Origin of the sequence: Halomonas sp. M1 (genome assembly GCF_029581375.1) — a bacterium.
In the GTDB taxonomy this organism is placed as follows: domain Bacteria; phylum Pseudomonadota; class Gammaproteobacteria; order Pseudomonadales; family Halomonadaceae; genus Vreelandella.
The window spans coordinates 2,315,495-2,331,251 of sequence record NZ_CP121119.1; the positions used below are offsets into that span (position 1 = coordinate 2,315,495).

General features: G+C 57.0%; 16 protein-coding genes. 3 read left to right on the plus strand and 13 right to left on the minus strand.

Translation table 11 applies throughout. From position 1 onward, the window contains the following. Nucleotides 1–7: 7 nt before the first annotated feature. From P8S54_RS10610 to P8S54_RS10630, 5 genes are all read right to left on the minus strand, one after another. On the minus strand, nucleotides 8–1,423 hold the full coding sequence (locus P8S54_RS10610; RefSeq protein ID WP_281441722.1) for a TRAP transporter large permease subunit: 1,416 nt from the start codon (nucleotides 1,421–1,423) through the stop codon (nucleotides 8–10). Then, entirely contained in the window at nucleotides 1,423–1,971 is a 549-nt protein-coding gene (locus P8S54_RS10615) for a TRAP transporter small permease subunit (protein WP_009098273.1), read from the minus strand. Before P8S54_RS10615 ends, P8S54_RS10610 begins: the two co-directional genes overlap by 1 nt. Nucleotides 1,972–2,102: 131 nt before the next feature. Further along, nucleotides 2,103–2,894, minus strand: a complete 792-nt coding sequence (locus tag P8S54_RS10620) for an endonuclease/exonuclease/phosphatase family protein (protein WP_105208908.1) — start codon at nucleotides 2,892–2,894, stop codon at nucleotides 2,103–2,105. A gap of 68 nt (nucleotides 2,895–2,962) precedes the next feature. After that, nucleotides 2,963–3,595 (minus strand): thiol:disulfide interchange protein DsbA/DsbL, encoded by a 633-nt coding sequence (locus tag P8S54_RS10625; protein WP_281441723.1) that lies wholly within the window; start codon nucleotides 3,593–3,595, stop codon nucleotides 2,963–2,965. 108 nt (nucleotides 3,596–3,703) lie between these two features. Beyond that, nucleotides 3,704–4,333 carry a c-type cytochrome gene (locus tag P8S54_RS10630; RefSeq protein ID WP_281441724.1) on the minus strand — a complete coding sequence of 210 codons (630 nt, stop codon included), beginning with the start codon at nucleotides 4,331–4,333 and terminating at the stop codon, nucleotides 3,704–3,706. A 308-nt stretch (nucleotides 4,334–4,641) separates the two neighbouring features. Between P8S54_RS10630 and yihA the strand changes: the two genes are divergently transcribed. Next, nucleotides 4,642–5,304 (plus strand): ribosome biogenesis GTP-binding protein YihA/YsxC, encoded by a 663-nt coding sequence (gene yihA / locus P8S54_RS10635; protein WP_281441725.1) that lies wholly within the window; start codon nucleotides 4,642–4,644, stop codon nucleotides 5,302–5,304. A gap of 37 nt (nucleotides 5,305–5,341) precedes the next feature. On the opposite strand, the gene P8S54_RS10640 is transcribed toward yihA, so the two are convergent. The 8 genes from P8S54_RS10640 to P8S54_RS10675 all read right to left on the minus strand — a co-directional run bounded on the left by P8S54_RS10640 (nucleotide 5,342) and on the right by P8S54_RS10675 (nucleotide 13,884). After that, nucleotides 5,342–6,079, minus strand: a complete 738-nt coding sequence (locus P8S54_RS10640) for an HAD family hydrolase (protein WP_009098264.1) — start codon at nucleotides 6,077–6,079, stop codon at nucleotides 5,342–5,344. 2 nt (nucleotides 6,080–6,081) lie between these two features. Next, nucleotides 6,082–6,987 (minus strand): tyrosine recombinase XerC, encoded by a 906-nt coding sequence (locus P8S54_RS10645; RefSeq protein ID WP_281441726.1) that lies wholly within the window; start codon nucleotides 6,985–6,987, stop codon nucleotides 6,082–6,084. Further along, nucleotides 6,980–7,690, minus strand: a complete 711-nt coding sequence (locus tag P8S54_RS10650; protein WP_281441727.1) for a DUF484 family protein — start codon at nucleotides 7,688–7,690, stop codon at nucleotides 6,980–6,982. The genes P8S54_RS10645 and P8S54_RS10650 overlap by 8 nt, the downstream gene beginning before the upstream one ends. A gap of 16 nt (nucleotides 7,691–7,706) precedes the next feature. Continuing rightward, complete coding sequence (gene dapF, locus P8S54_RS10655; protein WP_281441728.1) at nucleotides 7,707–8,540, minus strand: diaminopimelate epimerase; 834 nt, start codon at nucleotides 8,538–8,540, stop codon at nucleotides 7,707–7,709. Beyond that, a complete protein-coding gene (gene lysA / locus P8S54_RS10660) occupies nucleotides 8,540–9,811 on the minus strand; it encodes a diaminopimelate decarboxylase (protein WP_281441729.1) in 1,272 nt (423 codons plus the stop codon). Before lysA ends, dapF begins: the two co-directional genes overlap by 1 nt. Further along, nucleotides 9,811–9,939, minus strand: coding sequence for a lipoprotein (locus P8S54_RS10665; RefSeq protein ID WP_009098254.1), 129 nt, complete (start codon nucleotides 9,937–9,939; stop codon nucleotides 9,811–9,813). The genes lysA and P8S54_RS10665 overlap by 1 nt, the downstream gene beginning before the upstream one ends. After that, complete coding sequence (gene argH / locus P8S54_RS10670) at nucleotides 9,936–11,339, minus strand: argininosuccinate lyase (protein WP_281441730.1); 1,404 nt, start codon at nucleotides 11,337–11,339, stop codon at nucleotides 9,936–9,938. Before argH ends, P8S54_RS10665 begins: the two co-directional genes overlap by 4 nt. Nucleotides 11,340–11,436: 97 nt before the next feature. Next, complete coding sequence (locus tag P8S54_RS10675) at nucleotides 11,437–13,884, minus strand: EAL domain-containing protein (RefSeq protein ID WP_281441731.1); 2,448 nt, start codon at nucleotides 13,882–13,884, stop codon at nucleotides 11,437–11,439. Between the two features lie 137 nt (nucleotides 13,885–14,021). Here P8S54_RS10675 and hemC point away from each other — a divergent pair, with 137 nt between their 5' ends. Then, entirely contained in the window at nucleotides 14,022–14,966 is a 945-nt protein-coding gene (gene hemC, locus P8S54_RS10680) for a hydroxymethylbilane synthase (protein WP_281441732.1), read from the plus strand. Then, nucleotides 14,963–15,742, plus strand: coding sequence for a uroporphyrinogen-III synthase (locus P8S54_RS10685; RefSeq protein ID WP_281441733.1), 780 nt, complete (start codon nucleotides 14,963–14,965; stop codon nucleotides 15,740–15,742). Before hemC ends, P8S54_RS10685 begins: the two co-directional genes overlap by 4 nt. Nucleotides 15,743–15,757 lie beyond the last annotated feature (15 nt).

The following is a 15,757-nucleotide window of genomic DNA, read 5'->3' on the forward strand; positions in this document are numbered from 1 at the left end:
ACCCCTCTTACATGATCGATGGTAGCCAGGTGGCAAGCCCTGGGAAAAAGGCTAGCGCCAACAGCATACTTAACTGCAACAGGATAAACGGTATCACCCCTTTATAAATTGCCGAGGTGGGTACGCTCTGCGGCGTAACACCGCGCAAATAGAACAGCGCAAAGCCAAACGGCGGGGTTAAAAACGAGGTTTGTAAGTTAACCGCAATCATAATGCCTAGCCAAATGGGGTCGACGCCCATGGCCAGCAGTACCGGCCCGACAATAGGCACCACTACAAACGTGATTTCAATAAAGTCGAGAATAAAGCCCAATAAGAAAATAACGAGCATAACCACTAGCGTGGCGCCCACCACCCCACCAGGCATGGCTTCAAACAGCTCGGTGACAAGCTCTTCACCGCCATAGGCGCGAAATACCAGCGAGAACAGCGCTGCGCCAATCAGAATCAAAAACACCATGCTGGTGACCTGTGCCGTCGAGTGCAGCACCTCTCTCAGCATAGTGATATTCAAACGGCGGTTAGCGGCAGCCAAAAACAGCGCACCAAACGCACCCACGGCTGACGCTTCGGTGGGTGTAGCAAACCCACCTAAAATGGAGCCTAAAACGGCGACGATCAGCAGTACGGGGGGCAGTAAACCTTTTAATAGCAACGGCCAAATACTGCCTGTATGGCCCAGCTCCGCTTTTAGGGCTGCGCGGTCAGCCGCTGGCGCAGCCGAGGGTTTCAGCCAAGCCACTATTAACAAGTAGACGATATACGCAATGACCAGCAGCAAGCCGGGCACCAGCGCACCAATAAAAAGATCACCAATAGAGAGTGTTTTAGGGCTCCACACTCCCATGGACAGCTGGGCCTGCTGGTAAGCATTCGACAGCACATCACCCAAAAGAACGAGGGCAATAGAGGGCGGAATTATCTGCCCAAGCGTTCCCGTGGCACAAATAGTACCAGTGGCCAAAGCGGGTGAATAACCGCGCTTTAACATGGTGGGTAGCGATAACAGCCCCATGGTTACTACGGTTGCACCCACAATGCCGGTGGAGGCCGCCAGCAGCATGCCGACAATTACGACCGCGATGCCCAGCCCGCCACGCAGGGCGCCAAACGCCATGGCCATCGCATCGAGCAGCGTTTCCGCCACTCGGGACTTCTCTAAAAGCACCCCCATCAACACAAACAGCGGCACCGCCAGCAGCGTTTGATTGGTCATAATGCCGTAAAGCCGGTTAGGCATGGCGTTCATCATACGGGCTTCAAAGGGCACGGCCACGCCCATGGACTGGAGCATTAAGCCAAAGCCCGCAAACGCCAGCGCGGTACCTGCCAACGCTAAGGCAACCGGATAACCAAGCATGAGCACCGCACACACCGTAGCGAACAGCACCAGCGGCATAAATTCTAGTAACGTAGCCAGCACTAGAGAATCTCCTCATGCTCGTGGGAGGCGTTGGATAGCTTGCCGCGAATAATCAATGTCTGGCGCATTAGCTGCGCAACCGCCTGCAGCAGCAGCAGCCCCACCATAACTAAAATCAACGTTTTGAGCAGAAACACGCCTGGGATGCCGCCATCGGGGGAACGCTCCATCACCGCCCAACTGCTCTGCACATAGCGAAAGCTGCTGATAGCGATAAATAGCGCGACAGGGATGAGAAGAAACAGCGTTCCAAGCAAGTCGATCCAGGCGCGCCCTTTCGCCGATAAGCGGCGGTAAAAAATATCGACCCGTACATGGCCATCGCGCTTAAGCGTCCAAGCCGCACCCAGCATAAAAACAGCGGCATGCATGTACATCACCGACTCTTGCATCACGATACTGTTGATACCGATGAAATAGCGCATCACTACAACAGCGAATTGAATCGCCATCATGAAGATTACTAGCCAGGCAATGGCCCGGCCCACCCCTTCGGTCAAGCAGTCGAGCCAGCGCAATAAGCGTGGCTCCTGGGCATTTGCGCGCATTGTTGTTGTCCTGCATTAATAAAACGGCCCAGAATCATCGCTGATTCTAGGCCGGACGTCATCCCCATAAGCGCGCTATTCGGCGCTAAGCGGCAATTAATATGCTTATTCGGCGCATTAGCGCGTGTTGGCTAATGCCTCGGCTTCTGCTCTGCATCGGCTAAAGCGTTTAGACAAGCGGCAGGCAGCGGCAGATCTACGGCAATCGGCAGATGGTCCGAAAACAGATGGTCTAACACGCGCACTTCGGCGGCTTCGAGGGTTTGCGAGAGTAGGATATGATCTAGCGCACGGCGTGGCTGCCACGACGGATAGCTTAAAAGCGGCTTGACCGGGTGGAGCGGCAGGGACGTACTGAAACGCTCATGGGCATGAAGCTGTTCAGGCGTGCAGTTCAAATCACCCATCACCACGACATGACGAAGCGGCTCGATGATTTCACTTAGATAATTAAGCTGCCGAACACGGCCACGATGGCTGAGCGCCAAGTGGGCCACAAAGATATGCAGTGCATCAGGCCCATTGCCATAGCGCACATGTATCGCCCCACGCCCAGGCATCGCACCCGGCAAGCGGTGCTCCTCAATGCGGCTAGGCACTAAACGGGATAAAAGGCCGTTACTGTGCTGGGCAATACGCCCCAAGTTACGGTTTAGCTGTTGAAAATAGTGGGGAAACCCCGCCTGACCGGCGAGGAATTCCACTTGGTTAATACTGCTGGAGCGGAAGCTACCGCCGTCCACTTCCTGCAGCCCAACCACATCGAATTGGCTTAGCACTTCGCCCATCACCGCTAACCGCTTCAAACGCTGGGGATGGGGTAAAAAATGCTGCCAGCTACGGGTTACATAGTGGTGGTAGGCGGAGGTTTGAATCCCCACCTGCAGATTGAACGTCAGTAGCCTGAGGTGACCATGATCCAATAACGATTTTCCGCGATTGGACGTTAGCCCACCTGTTAAGCCGCCAACATGGCCCTGCTCCAGCACTGTTATTCTGTGCGCTCGCTGCGGACGCGCTCAACTAACGCACCGGCAATCTGCGGCATGTTATCCAAGCTGCCGGCCGTACTAGGGGTAATCACATAGCGGCCATCAACCACTAGCGCAGGAACACCCATTAGGCGCATTTCTCGCATGCGGCTGTTCGCTTTGTTAACGTCACTGCGCACGCTGAAAGCCGTTAGCGCTTGCTTTGCTTCTTCTTCGCTGACGCCGTAATCCGCAAAAAATGCCGCAATGTCATCAGCATCTGTTAACGCACGACCGTCTTCATGAATCGCTGCGAAGAAGTCTGCATGCAGCTCTTCTTCAATCCCCAGCGACTTAGCGGCATAAAAAGCATTCGCGTGGGTATTCCAGTCACCGCCCATGGTCGCAGGCATGTGCACGATGTTGACATCGTCTTCAAGCGACTCATACCACTCGCTTACCGGCGTTTGGAGGCGATAGCAGTGCGGGCATCCGTACCAAAACGCTTCGGTCACTTCGATCTGCCCTTCGTCTACGTTTGTCGCCACGGGGGTAGCAAGTAGCGTGTAGTGCTGGCCTTCGACCAACTCCTGGGCACTGACAGCAGCGGAAAGGCCGAAACCGGCCAGCGCGACCACTAACGTTTTAAACATAGCGAGAATTCTCCAAGGATAAGCGAAAGCTGTGACCGTCGATATAGGCCACAGGTTCCCCGCTTTGCCAACGTCGTTTAGCAAAGGGGAGAACCCTAGACGCTGAACTTAGTGCAAGCCCAACAGGTAGTTCGCTACCGCTTCCATGTCGCTGTCGCTCATTTTAGAAGCGATATCGCGCATGATGTTGTTCGGGTCGTTAGCCCGCTCACCGGCTGCAAAATCCTGCAGGGTGGCAATAGTGTATTCCGCATGCTGACCGGAAAGCCCCGGATACACCGCACTGCCAATACCAACACCGGTAGGTGTGTGGCAAGCGCTACAGGAGGGGATACCTTTCGCCATGTCACCTGCACGATAGAGCTCTTCACCGCGGGCGAGAAGCTCTGCATCTTCATCGCTAGTTTGGCCCAAGTTAGCATCTTGCCCAGCGAAAAACGCGGCCACATCCCAGGCGTCCTGGTCGGAGTAATCATCTACTTGCCCCGCCATGGTGGGCACCATACGGTTGCCATCGCGGATGTCCATAATTTGCTTGGCCAGGTAAGACATCTGCTGACCTGCCAGGTTAGGAAACGCACCCGACGGGCTGATGCCCGCTTGGCCGTGACAGGCCGCACAGGTTTGGGCCAGTTCACGACCTGCTGAAGCATCGGCTTCTGCTTGATAGTCGGTTTGCGCGTGGGCGGTGCCAACGGCACCCATGGTAATTGCCAGGCTTGCCAGTAACTTTCTCATTGCTAGTCCACTATGCCGTTTGATTATTGACTGGTACGCATCCTGGGCGCTGCCCAGGTTCAGCACTTTACCAGGGTCAGCTCCGCCAAAACGAACAACATGTCGTGTTGGTCGCTGCTGGCTAGAGCGCGATGGTACACTAGCGCCCCAGGTCGCAGTTATAAACCTCTTGCATTATAACGAATCACCCTAGCGGCGGGAATGCAAGTCCAAGACTGCTTTCGGGGTAATTCGTCGCGGTATCGCTTTTTTTCACACTAATGTGGTGAAGCGAGCCGTTTATACGTTCGTTTTCCAGGATTGATTCCATGACTACCCCCCATGATAGCCTAGTCCCCCGACTGAACTACCCCACCGCCCGCTTTGTTATCAGTGCGCCGACCCTTGCGCTCTGCCCTGACGATACCGGTGCGGAAGTGGCCTTTGCCGGGCGCTCCAATGCAGGTAAATCCAGCGCTATTAACGCGCTTACCCAGCAGACCGCGCTGGCGCGCACGTCGCGCACCCCGGGTCGTACCCAGCTGATTAACTTTTTTAGCGTGATGAACGATGAATCACGCCGTTTGGTTGATTTGCCCGGCTATGGTTACGCCAAAGTGCCAGAATCGGTCAAGTTAGAGTGGCAAAAGCACTTGGCTGAGTATCTTCGTAACCGCTTTAGCCTGCGCGGCTTGGTGCTGCTGATGGATGTACGTCACCCGCTTACCGAGTTCGACCAAATGATGCTCAACTATGCCGACCAGCGTGAAATGCCGGTGCATATTTTGCTCACCAAGTCCGACAAACTCAAAAAAGGCCCAGCCAGTGCCACGCTACAAAAAGTCCGCTCACGCCTGAAAGAGTGGGAAGACCTCGTGTCTGTGCAGCTTTTTTCATCGCTTAAGCGCGACGGCGTGGATACGCTTTCCAAGAAGCTCGACCAGTGGCTGCATACACCGGATCAATCAGAGTACGACCAGCCGCCTGCCTAAGCGGCTCGTAACATTCGCTGGTGAAAATACAGCGCACTCAGCGCCGCTTCTCCAGCCACTCGATCAGGTTAGGCAACTCTTTGACATGGGCTATGCGGTGGACGCGCGCGGGTAGTGCCTGGTCACCGCGCTCGGCAATCCAGGCAGCATGCATCCCCAGCTGCTGGGCAGGCAGCACATCCTCTTTCCACGAGTCACCCACGTGCATAGCCCGGTTTGGGGCCACGTTAAGCCGCTCAAGCGCGGTAAGAAAGGGCTTGGGATCAGGCTTCGGCGCCAGCAACTCACCTGCGGCAATCGCCACGGGAAAATAGCTGGCCAAAGGTTGGCGCTTTAAGTGAATATTGCCATTCGTAATCGCGGCCAACTGGTAGCGCTCAGCTAAAGCGGCTAACAAACCGGCCGCTTCAGGATGAGGCGTTACCTGTACCCGCAGGCGGTGAAACTCATTCATCGCGGCGGCCGCCCACATGAAGGCGGCACTGCGCGTCAGGCCCTGTGCCTCAAGCTGCTCTTCCAGCGCCCTTAACCGCAGCCAAGTAAAGTCTCCACGCCGTTCCGGCACCCGCTGTGCCCACTGCTGGCGACGCTGCAAATAATCCGCCACGCCTTGCTGGTAATGCAGTGCTAACGGCGGCTCCTGGCGTGCTTCGCGCCACATCGCCAGGGCTTCTAACAGCCAGCGATAGTGCCCCTCTTCCGTTTTTAGCATCACGCCCTGGTTGTCCCAAAGCGTATCATCAAGATCAAAAGTAATCGCTTCTAGCGACGACATGGTTAGCTCCCAGCAGGGCGGCGTTTAGCGCGCGGGTGAGCAGCATCGTAGCTTTCGGCTAGGTGCTGCCAATCCAGCCGCGTATATACCTGGGTGGTAGATAAGTTGGCATGGCCAAGTAGCTCTTGCACCGCGCGTAGATCCTGGCTCGACTCCAGCAGATGACTGGCAAACGAGTGGCGCAGGCGGTGAGGGTGCAGGTGTTCAGGCAAGCCACGGGTTACCGACAGCTGCGCCAAACGCTTTTGGATAGCACGATGCCCAAGGCGCGAGCCGCGCTGACCGACAAATAGCGCGACGTCACCCTCAGGCGCAAGCCCGCTACGGCAGGCAAGCCACGCTGTGAGCGCCTGATGAGCTCGCCGACCCACCGGTACTTGGCGGGGCTTACTGCCTTTACCCATTACCCGCACATGATTAGCGGTTAAATGGTTAAGGTCCAGCGCCGCCAGCTCCGCCAAGCGCAAGCCACTGGAGTAAAACAGCTCCAGCATGGCTTGGTCGCGTATCGCCAGCGGCGTGCCGTCGTGGGGTGTATCTAAAAAGCGCGCCAGCGCATCTACATCCACGGGCCTGGGCAGATGGCTTGGTTGCTTCGGGGTTCGCAGCAGGCCGACGGGGTTATCCGCAAGCACGCCTTGCTTTACCAGGTCATCCGCAAAGCGCGAAAGCGCAGCCCGCCTGCGTGCCAGGCTTCTGGGGGCTAGGCCTCGGCTGCGCTCGGCCCCTAAAAACGCTCTGAGCAGGGTGGCATCCAGCGCGCTTGGCTCAGTGATGTCACGCTGCTGCGTAAAGCGGCAAAGCGCGGCTAAATCCTGGCGATAAGCCGCTACCGTAGCCGGGCTTGCGTGGGCCGCCAGGGCCGCTAAATAGCGCTCAACCTGCTCAGCAATGGACGTGTTAGGCATGGGGTTCCAGGCGCATCAACAGCCGCGCCACAATATCGCCCAGGTACTCGGTAAACAGCGTATCCATACTGGCGCGGTAGCTCTCGGGGTCGGGACTGGCAAGCAGTAAATACCCCAGCGGCTCCCCTGCCGATAGCCGTGAAATGGCGCAGGAACCAGCCCTACGCGGCGCTTTGGTATGGGGCAGCAGGCACTTCCAGTCGCTCACGCTAAGCTTGGCGCAGCGGCTGGTGCGGCCATCCAGCAGCGCCGCTAACCGCGCGCTGGCGTGCTGGTCTAACACGTGACGCGGCGGCTGTGGGGGCGCGGCTTCGCTATCGCTTAATGACGCCGGGCACCACAGCGCCATAGCGGGCGTATCAAAACGCTCGCTTAGCTGGGTGGCCAGGGCCTGGGCTAACGCATCACGATCTTGCGCTTCGACCAGCGCCAGCAGCGTTTCTCGCAGGCGGCGATATTGGGACTCGTTATGCCGTGCGGTTTCCAACAGGTGCTCTAGGCGATCTTCCGCAGTTTCGGCGCGCTGGCGCAAATCAATGACTAGCCGCTCAAGCAGCGATACGGCACCCTCGATATTGGGATGGGGCACCTTGAGCTGCTGCAATAGCCCTTCTCGACCGACAAAAAAATCGGGATGACGGGCCAGCCAAAACGCCACTTGGTCAGGGTCGAGCGTCTTGCGCGGCTCGGGGGCTTGAGACATCGCCGTTCTCCTCGAATTAGATGAGTGCTACACGACCATCAAAGACCCGTGTTGCGGGCCCTACCATGACAAGCGATGCTTCAGGGTCAGGCCACTCAATACTGAGCTGACCACCCGGTAGGTGTACCGTCACCGGGCTTTTCAGCAGCCCTTGGCGGATACCGCTAGCCACGGCGGCACAGGCGCCGGTTCCGCAGGCAAGGGTTTCGCCGCTGCCACGCTCAAATACTCGCAGGCGGATCTCATTGGGCGCCACCACTTGCATAAAGCCGACGTTCACTCGCTTGGGAAAGCGCGGGTGTGATTCAAGCAGCGGCCCTAAGCGCTCCACCGGTGCGCTATCGACACTCTCCACCTGCAAAACCGCATGGGGGTTGCCCATGGACACTACGCCCAGCTGCAGCGTCTCCCCCTCCACAACCACCTCATGTAGCGGCTGGTCGCCAGGCGCCTCAAACGGCAGCGTGGCAGGGTTAAAGCGTGGTCTGCCCATATCCACGCGCACCATGCCATCGTGCTGCACGTTCAGCACCAGCGGGCCACCCGCGGTTTCCACGTGGATTTCATGTTTATGGGTCAGGCGCTGGTCACGCACAAAGCGGGCAAAGCAGCGCGCGCCGTTGCCGCAGTTTTCCACTTCGCTACCGTCGGCGTTATAGATGCGGTAACGAAAATCCATCTCCGGGTCTCGGGGCGGCTCGACGATTAATAGCTGGTCAAAGCCAATGCCAAAGCGGCGATCCGCCAACTGGCGGATCTGCTCATCGAGTAACCTGGCGCGCTGAGTGACTAGGTCAACCACCATAAAGTCGTTGCCCAAGCCGTGCATTTTAGTGAAGTGGAGCAGCATCAGCGCGCCCCTTCAGGCAACAGCGCCTCGCCAGCCCACAGATTTTCCAAACTTTCCCGGGCGCGTATTACATGGTAGTGACTGCCATCTACCATCACTTCTGGCGGACGCGGGCGACTGTTGTAATTGGAGGCCATCACAAAACCATAAGCCCCCGCCGAGCGCACCGCCAGCAGGTCACCTTCGGTAATCGCCAGCTCGCGCTCTTTACCCAAGAAGTCACCGGTTTCGCACACCGGCCCCACCACATCGTAGGTGGCTGTTGCGCGCTCGTGGCGAGTATCCACCGCCACAATGGCCTGCCATGCTTGATACAGCGCCGGGCGAATCAGGTCATTCATGGCGGCATCAACAATCGCAAAGTTTTTAGTTTCGCCAGGCTTTAAAAACTCCACGCGGGTCAGCATGACCCCTGCATTGGCGGCAATGGAGCGGCCGGGTTCAAACAGCAGGGTCAGCGTTTCACCGCCTTTCCAGCGGGAGAGACGCGCCAGCAACTGGCTGGCGTAATCAAATGGCTGGGGTGGCGTTTCATCGCGGTAAGGCACACCCAGGCCGCCGCCTAAATCCAGGTGGTCGATTTCGATGCCACGCTCACGCAACCGCTCCATCAACATCAATAACCGCTCTAGGGCATCCAAGAACGGCGCGGTTTCGGTAAGCTGGGAACCGATATGGCAATCAAGCCCTGCCACCCGCAGGTTGGGCAGGCTGGCCGCTAGCTGATAAACGTCTAGCGCTTCATCTACCGGGATACCAAACTTGTTATCTTTCAAGCCGGTTGAAATATACGGGTGGGTGCCCGCGTCTACATCCGGGTTAACCCGCAGCGAGACTGGCGCAATTTTTCCCAGCTCACCTGCCACGCGATTCAAGCGCTCAAGCTCTGAGCGCGACTCAACGTTAAAACACTTGATGCCAACCTCAAGGGCGCGGGCCATCTCCTGAGGCTGCTTGGCAACCCCCGAGAAAACCACTTTTGCAGGGTCACCACCGGCTTTCAATACGCGCTCAAGCTCGCCCACTGAGACGATATCAAACCCGGCGCCTAGCGTTGCCAGCAGCCCTAAAACAGCAAGGTTGGAATTTGCTTTTACCGCGTAGCAAATCAGGTGCGGGTGGCCACCTAGCGCTTCGGTATAGGCACGGAAATGGCGCTCCAGCGTTGCCTTGGAGTAGACATAGCAAGGCGTGCCCAGCGCGTCAGCCAGCTGCGTTAGCGGCACATCTTCAGCATAAAGAACGCCGTCACGGTAGTTAAAGTGATCCATTACCCCTCCTGCTCGGCGGCCGAATCGTTGGTATCGTCAGGCAGATAAAGCGGTCCTTTCTGGCCACAACCGACGAGTAGCAGCGCCGTTAGTAGCACTGCGCTCAATGTGAAGGCTTGCCGCTTCATGCGTCACCTTTAAGCGCTGCCAGCGCTTCGCGGGCACGGCTTGCCGCTGCGCGCACTTGGTCAGGCGCGGTGCCGCCAATGTGATTACGCGCCGCTACAGAGCCTTCTAGCGTTAATACCTCAAACACGTCCTGCTCGATAATGGTGGAGAACTGCTGCAGCTCTTCCAGGGTCATTTCCGAGAGGTCTTTTTTGGTTTTCAGGCCATAGGCCACTGACAAACCAACAATTTCGTGGGCATCACGGAAGGCAACGCCTTTGCGCACTAAGTAATCAGCGAGGTCTGTAGCAGTGGAGAAGCCGCGCCGCGCGGCTTCATACATGCTCTCTTTCTTCGGCTCAATGGCGGGCACCATGTCGGCAAAGGCTTTTAAGCAGTCGCGCACGGTGTCTACCGCGTCAAACAGCGGCTCTTTGTCTTCCTGATTATCTTTGTTGTAGGCCAGCGGCTGGGACTTCATGAGTGTCAGCAGCGCCATTAAGTGCCCGTAGACCCGGCCTGTTTTACCGCGCACCAGCTCAGGCACGTCCGGGTTTTTCTTCTGCGGCATGATGGAGGAGCCGGTGCAGAAACGGTCAGGCAGGTCGATAAAGTCAAACTGGGCGCTGGTCCACAGCACCAGCTCTTCGCTCATGCGCGACAGGTGCATCATGAGAATGCTGGCAAAACTGGTAAATTCGATGGCGAAGTCGCGATCGGAGACGGCGTCCAGGGAGTTTTCTGCTGGGCGATCGAAACCGAGCAGCTCAGCCGTCACGTGGCGGTCGATGGGGTAGGTAGTGCCTGCCAGCGCCGCAGCGCCTAAGGGCAGGACATTGACCCGCTTGCGGCAGTCCAGCAGGCGTTCGTGGTCACGGGCCAGCATCTCCTGCCAGGCTAGCAGGTGGTGGCCAAAGGTGACCGGCTGCGCCGTTTGCAGGTGGGTAAAGCCGGGCATAATGGTATCGGCTTCGCGGTCGGCCAGCGCAATCATACCTTCTCGCAGGCGTACCAGCTCTGCTTCAATGACGTCAATTTCGTCGCGCATAAACAGGCGGATATCAGTAGCCACCTGGTCGTTTCGAGAGCGCCCGGTGTGCAGCTTTTTGCCGGTAATGCCGATTTTATCGGTCAGCCGCGCCTCAATGTTCATGTGCACATCTTCAAGCGGCACCGACCAGTTGAACTCGCCCCGCTCAATCTCGCCCTGAATCTCGGTCAGGCCGTTGATAATGGCGTCGCGCTCTTCATCGCTGAGCACACCTACCCGGGCAAGCATGGTGGCATGGGCGATAGAGCCCTGGATATCCTGGCGCGCTAGGCGCTGGTCGAACGTTACTGACGCGGTGAAGCGTGCAACAAAAGCATCGGTGGGCTCGCTAAAGCGACCGCCCCAAGACTGGTTCGTAGCTTGGCTCATCGGAGGCATATCCTGCTGACAAAACTAATGGAATCGTTAATCGAAAGTGTACCAGAGTCGCCGCACTCAGCGGCATGCCGTTTTAAACAGTGGCCGCTTAAGACGTAGGTGACTCAATTGTAACGGTGGCGGTAAGCGGGGGTTGTAAAAACGCATAGAGCGCTGCAAGGGGCATCGGCCGAGCAAAGTAGTAACCTTGGAAGTGGGCACGTTGAACCCCTTTGAAATAGTTAAACTGCTCGGCGGCTTCGATACCTTCAATCAATACCTCAAGACCCAGTTTATCCGCCATGGTGACAACGCCATCCACAATGGCCGCATCGCGGCGGTCGTTAACCACTTCGCGAACAAAGGAGCGGTCAATCTTGAGTTTACTAATCGGCAGGCGCTTTAAGTAACTCAAACTGGAGAACCCCGTACCAAAGTCATCCAGCGCTATGTGTACCCCCATGCGGCGCAGGGCATGCAGCGCTTGAATCGTGTGCTCGGCGCTATCCATGAGCACACCTTCGGTAAGCTCTAGCTCCAATAGCTCAGGCGCAAGACCGCTCTCTTGTAGCACTTTTTCTATAGACGCCAAAAAACCTGGCCGCTGAAACTGCATAGGTGACACATTAACGGCCATGGTGATCGGGCCGTGGCCTGCGGCGTTGAGGGCCACCGCGTCCCGGCACGCGGTGGCCAGCACCCACTCACTGATGGGCATAATTTGCCCGGTGTCTTCCGCTAGGCTAATAAACTGCACCGGCGGGATATTGCCACGCTCAGGATGGTACCAGCGGAGCAGTGCTTCTACCCCGGCCACCCGGCCGCGTTGGCAAACCTGAGGCTGATAATGTAGCTCAAACTGGTCTTGCTCAATGGCCTGCTGAAGGGCATGACGCAAACTGACGCGCTCGGTTACTTTGCGATTTAACTCATCGGTATACCACTGGTAGGTGTTGCGCCCCCGCCGCTTGGCTTTGTACATCGCAAGGTCTGCCTGTTGAATCAGCTGGCGTGGCTCGCTCATAGTCCCATCATCGGTGGCAATACCAATGCTCGCGGAAATTCGTAGCTCGCTGGTGCGATACCAGTAGGGCGACGAAACCCGAGCGAGCAGACGCTCTACCACTTGCAGTACATCCTGCTCGTGGGCTAAGTCTGGCAGCAGCACAACAAACTCATCGCCACCAAAGCGCGCCACGGTATCCCAAGGGCGCAGCTCCTCCTCCAGCCGCTTAGCCACTTCAATCAGCAGAAAATCCCCCACTTCATGGCCCAGGGTGTCGTTAATCGGCTTAAAGTCATCTAGGTCGACAAACAGAACGGCTAAGTAGCGATGGTAGCGCTTTGCTAACAGACACCCTTGGGCCAAGCGCTGGTTGAGCAACAACCGATTAGGCAGCCCGGTCAGCGCGTCGTGGCTCGCGTTATGGCGTAACTGCGCTTGATACTCGCGCTGTGAGGTAATGTCATTCTGTACGCCAATAAAGTGGGTCACTACGCCGGCTTCATCGCGCACCGGCGAAATGTATAGATCGTTCCAGAACGGCGTCCCGTCGCACCGGTAGTTGCGAATCACCACATGCACTTCACGCTGGGCATTAATACCTTTGCGCAGCTGTCGCCGAGATTCCGGCGCGGTATCTTCTCCCTGAAGAAACCGACAGTTACGCCCCAGCACAGCTTGCCGGGAGTAGCCCGTGATGCGCTCAAAGGCTGCGTTGATATAGACAATGGGCAGATCGTCGCTGAGCGCATCAACGATAATCACGCCGTTAGTGCTCGACTCAACGCTGCGCTCTAGCAGCTGTAGCTTTTGCTCGGTGGCTTTACGGTGACTTATGTCCTGGGTTGAGCCTTGTATTTGAAAAATCTCTCCGTGCTCATCTCTCACCGCTCTGCCAATGGCTCTCACCCACAGGTGTCGCCCCTGACGCGTGATCACCTCATACTCGCCGTCAAAACTAATGCCGGTATCACTACACGCCTGAAAATCGCGCATAAGTTGCTCTCTAGAGCCTGGCGCATAAAAAGCGAAGGCCTCCTCCACAGAGGGTTTAAACCCCGGCGGCATGCCGTGAATTTGGCACAGCTCGTCTGACCAAACGGGCACGTTATTCACCACATCTACGTACCAGCCACCAATCAGCGCAGACTCACCCGCCATTTCCAGCAGCCGCTGATTGCGTAAAAGCTGCTTTTCAATGGCCTTGCGCCGGGTAATATCCCGGGCAATGACATAAATCACCTTATCGCCGAGTGACGCCGTGACTTCCAGCCACAGCAGTTGCCTTGCTGCGGTTAACGCGCGAACATCAAAGGCTTTGATGATTTCCCCTTGAAGCAGTTGCGCCAGCGCCGTTTCGATCACCTTATAATCACGCGGGTCGATCACTTTACCGCACGGTCGGCCCACCAGCTCTGCAGCGCTATAGCCCAGCAGTGTTTCAAACATAGGATTGACGTTAAGCACTATGCCCGCAGCGTCGATGCAGCAGAACATGTCCTGCGAGAGCCGGAAAAATTGATCGAGCTGACCTTGCGGTTCTTCAAGGGGCATCGCGTTACCTAAAGATGTAAGACGCGTTTCAACGCTACGCTTAAATTTAACCGGTTATTTTTACTGTGTGGCCGGGTGCTTTATCATGAGACTTATCATAGTTCGACGCGCCGTGTCAGCGGCCAAGGGAGAATAACGTGTCATCCATCACTAAATTGCGCATTGCCACGCGTAAAAGCCAGTTGGCCATGTGGCAGGCCGAGTACGTCCGCGACCGTTTGATGGCGGCACACAGCGGTTTGGAAGTCGAGCTGGTTCCGCTCTCTACCAAAGGGGATAAAATTCTCGACACGCCGCTTTCTAAAATTGGCGGTAAAGGGCTATTTGTCAAAGAGTTGGAAGACGCCATGCTGGATGGCCGCGCAGACATTGCCGTGCACTCCATGAAAGATGTGCCGATGCACTTCCCAGAAGGCCTCGGGCTTTCGGTGATTTTAGATGGCGCCGACCCCACCGATGCTTTTGTCTCCAACCACTACAGCAACATTGAAGAGCTGCCTGAAGGTGCCCGCATCGGCACGGCCAGCCTACGCCGTGGCCTGCAAATGCGCGAGGCCCGTCCGGATCTTCAAATTCTTAATCTACGCGGTAATGTACAAACTCGCTTGGCAAAATTAGACGCCGGTGAATTTGATGCGATTATTCTTGCCACCTCGGGGCTGCAACGCCTGGGGCTGGATGCACGTATCGCCCAAGCATTGCCCCCAGAAATTTGCCTACCGGCCTGCGGCCAAGGGGCGCTGGGTATCGAATGCCGCTTGCATGACCCTGAGCTGATCAGCTTACTGGCTCCTCTGGATGACCCTGACACCGCCACCCGCGTGCGCGCCGAACGGGCAATGAACACCCGCTTAGAAGGCGGCTGCCAGGTGCCTATCGGTGGTCATGCGATTCTCGACAAGGCCAACGAAACCATTTGGCTGCGCGGTTTAGTGGGCAACCCTGAAGGCACCGAAGTGCTACGGGCCGAAGGCAGTGGCTCCATCCACGAGCCGGAAGCGCTGGGCATTCGGGTGGCTGAAGACCTCCTTGACCAAGGGGCTGGGGATATCCTGGCCGAGGTTTACGGCCACAACGTATGACCCAACCGGTACTGATCTGCCGACCCGGAGAGCGTGGTGAAGCGCTTGCCGCTGCGCTGCGCGCCCAGGGCGCTTGGGTCGAATCCCTGGAGGTCATGCAGCTTGAAGCACTGCCCGAAGCACCGGAACAGCGCAGAATCTGGCTGGATATTGATCAGTACCATAAGATAGTAGTGGTCAGCCCCTTCGCAGCCGAATGTTTAAGCGAAGCGCTGGAGCGTTATTGGCCGCAGCTTCCTGTAGGGATTGATTACTACAGTGTTGGCAGCGCCACCGCCTACACCCTTCACAACCTGCTAGGCGTACGCGTTCACATTCCTTCACCTGCAAGCGGTGAAGATACCAGCGAGGCACTGCTGGCACTTGCCTCACTAAAAGCATTAACCCACCAGAGAGTACTACTGGTAGCGGGTGAAGGCGGCCGCACACTACTCACCGAGACGCTGGAAACGCGTGGCGCGCAAGTCACCCGCGTAGAAGTATATCGGCGAGTGTATCAACCGCCCTCAGCGGCCATGCAGCAACGTCTTTTAGTAGGCGATTACCGGGCGTTAATCGTTACCAGCAGCGAACTGCTTGAACATCTGGCAAAATGGTGTGATCAAGCAGCGTTGAACCAACCGCTAATCGTTTCCAGTCACCGTTTAGCTACACTGGCCGGTAAACTGGGTTTTTGTGACCTCAAGGTGGCGTCGGGAGCAACGCCGGCTGCGCTGGTAGCCGCGTTGGATCGGTCCTGCAACCCAAAGGGTGCCGATGTCGATCAAGGAACTTAATAAGGGCTAGCGACA

Coding starts and splice junctions, on each gene's coding strand:
- P8S54_RS10615 (WP_009098273.1), bottom strand. CDS start 1,971: ATGCGCGCAAATGCCCAGGAGCCACGCTTATTGCGCTGGCTCGACTGC.
- P8S54_RS10625 (WP_281441723.1), bottom strand. CDS start 3,595: ATGTTTAAAACGTTAGTGGTCGCGCTGGCCGGTTTCGGCCTTTCCGCT.
- P8S54_RS10630 (WP_281441724.1), bottom strand. CDS start 4,333: ATGAGAAAGTTACTGGCAAGCCTGGCAATTACCATGGGTGCCGTTGGC.
- yihA (WP_281441725.1), top strand. CDS start 4,642: ATGACTACCCCCCATGATAGCCTAGTCCCCCGACTGAACTACCCCACC.
- P8S54_RS10640 (WP_009098264.1), bottom strand. CDS start 6,079: ATGTCGTCGCTAGAAGCGATTACTTTTGATCTTGATGATACGCTTTGG.
- P8S54_RS10645 (WP_281441726.1), bottom strand. CDS start 6,987: ATGCCTAACACGTCCATTGCTGAGCAGGTTGAGCGCTATTTAGCGGCC.
- P8S54_RS10650 (WP_281441727.1), bottom strand. CDS start 7,690: ATGTCTCAAGCCCCCGAGCCGCGCAAGACGCTCGACCCTGACCAAGTG.
- dapF (WP_281441728.1), bottom strand. CDS start 8,540: ATGCTGCTCCACTTCACTAAAATGCACGGCTTGGGCAACGACTTTATG.
- lysA (WP_281441729.1), bottom strand. CDS start 9,811: ATGGATCACTTTAACTACCGTGACGGCGTTCTTTATGCTGAAGATGTG.
- P8S54_RS10665 (WP_009098254.1), bottom strand. CDS start 9,939: ATGAAGCGGCAAGCCTTCACATTGAGCGCAGTGCTACTAACGGCGCTG.
- argH (WP_281441730.1), bottom strand. CDS start 11,339: ATGAGCCAAGCTACGAACCAGTCTTGGGGCGGTCGCTTTAGCGAGCCC.
- P8S54_RS10675 (WP_281441731.1), bottom strand. CDS start 13,884: ATGCCCCTTGAAGAACCGCAAGGTCAGCTCGATCAATTTTTCCGGCTC.
- P8S54_RS10685 (WP_281441733.1), top strand. CDS start 14,963: ATGACCCAACCGGTACTGATCTGCCGACCCGGAGAGCGTGGTGAAGCG.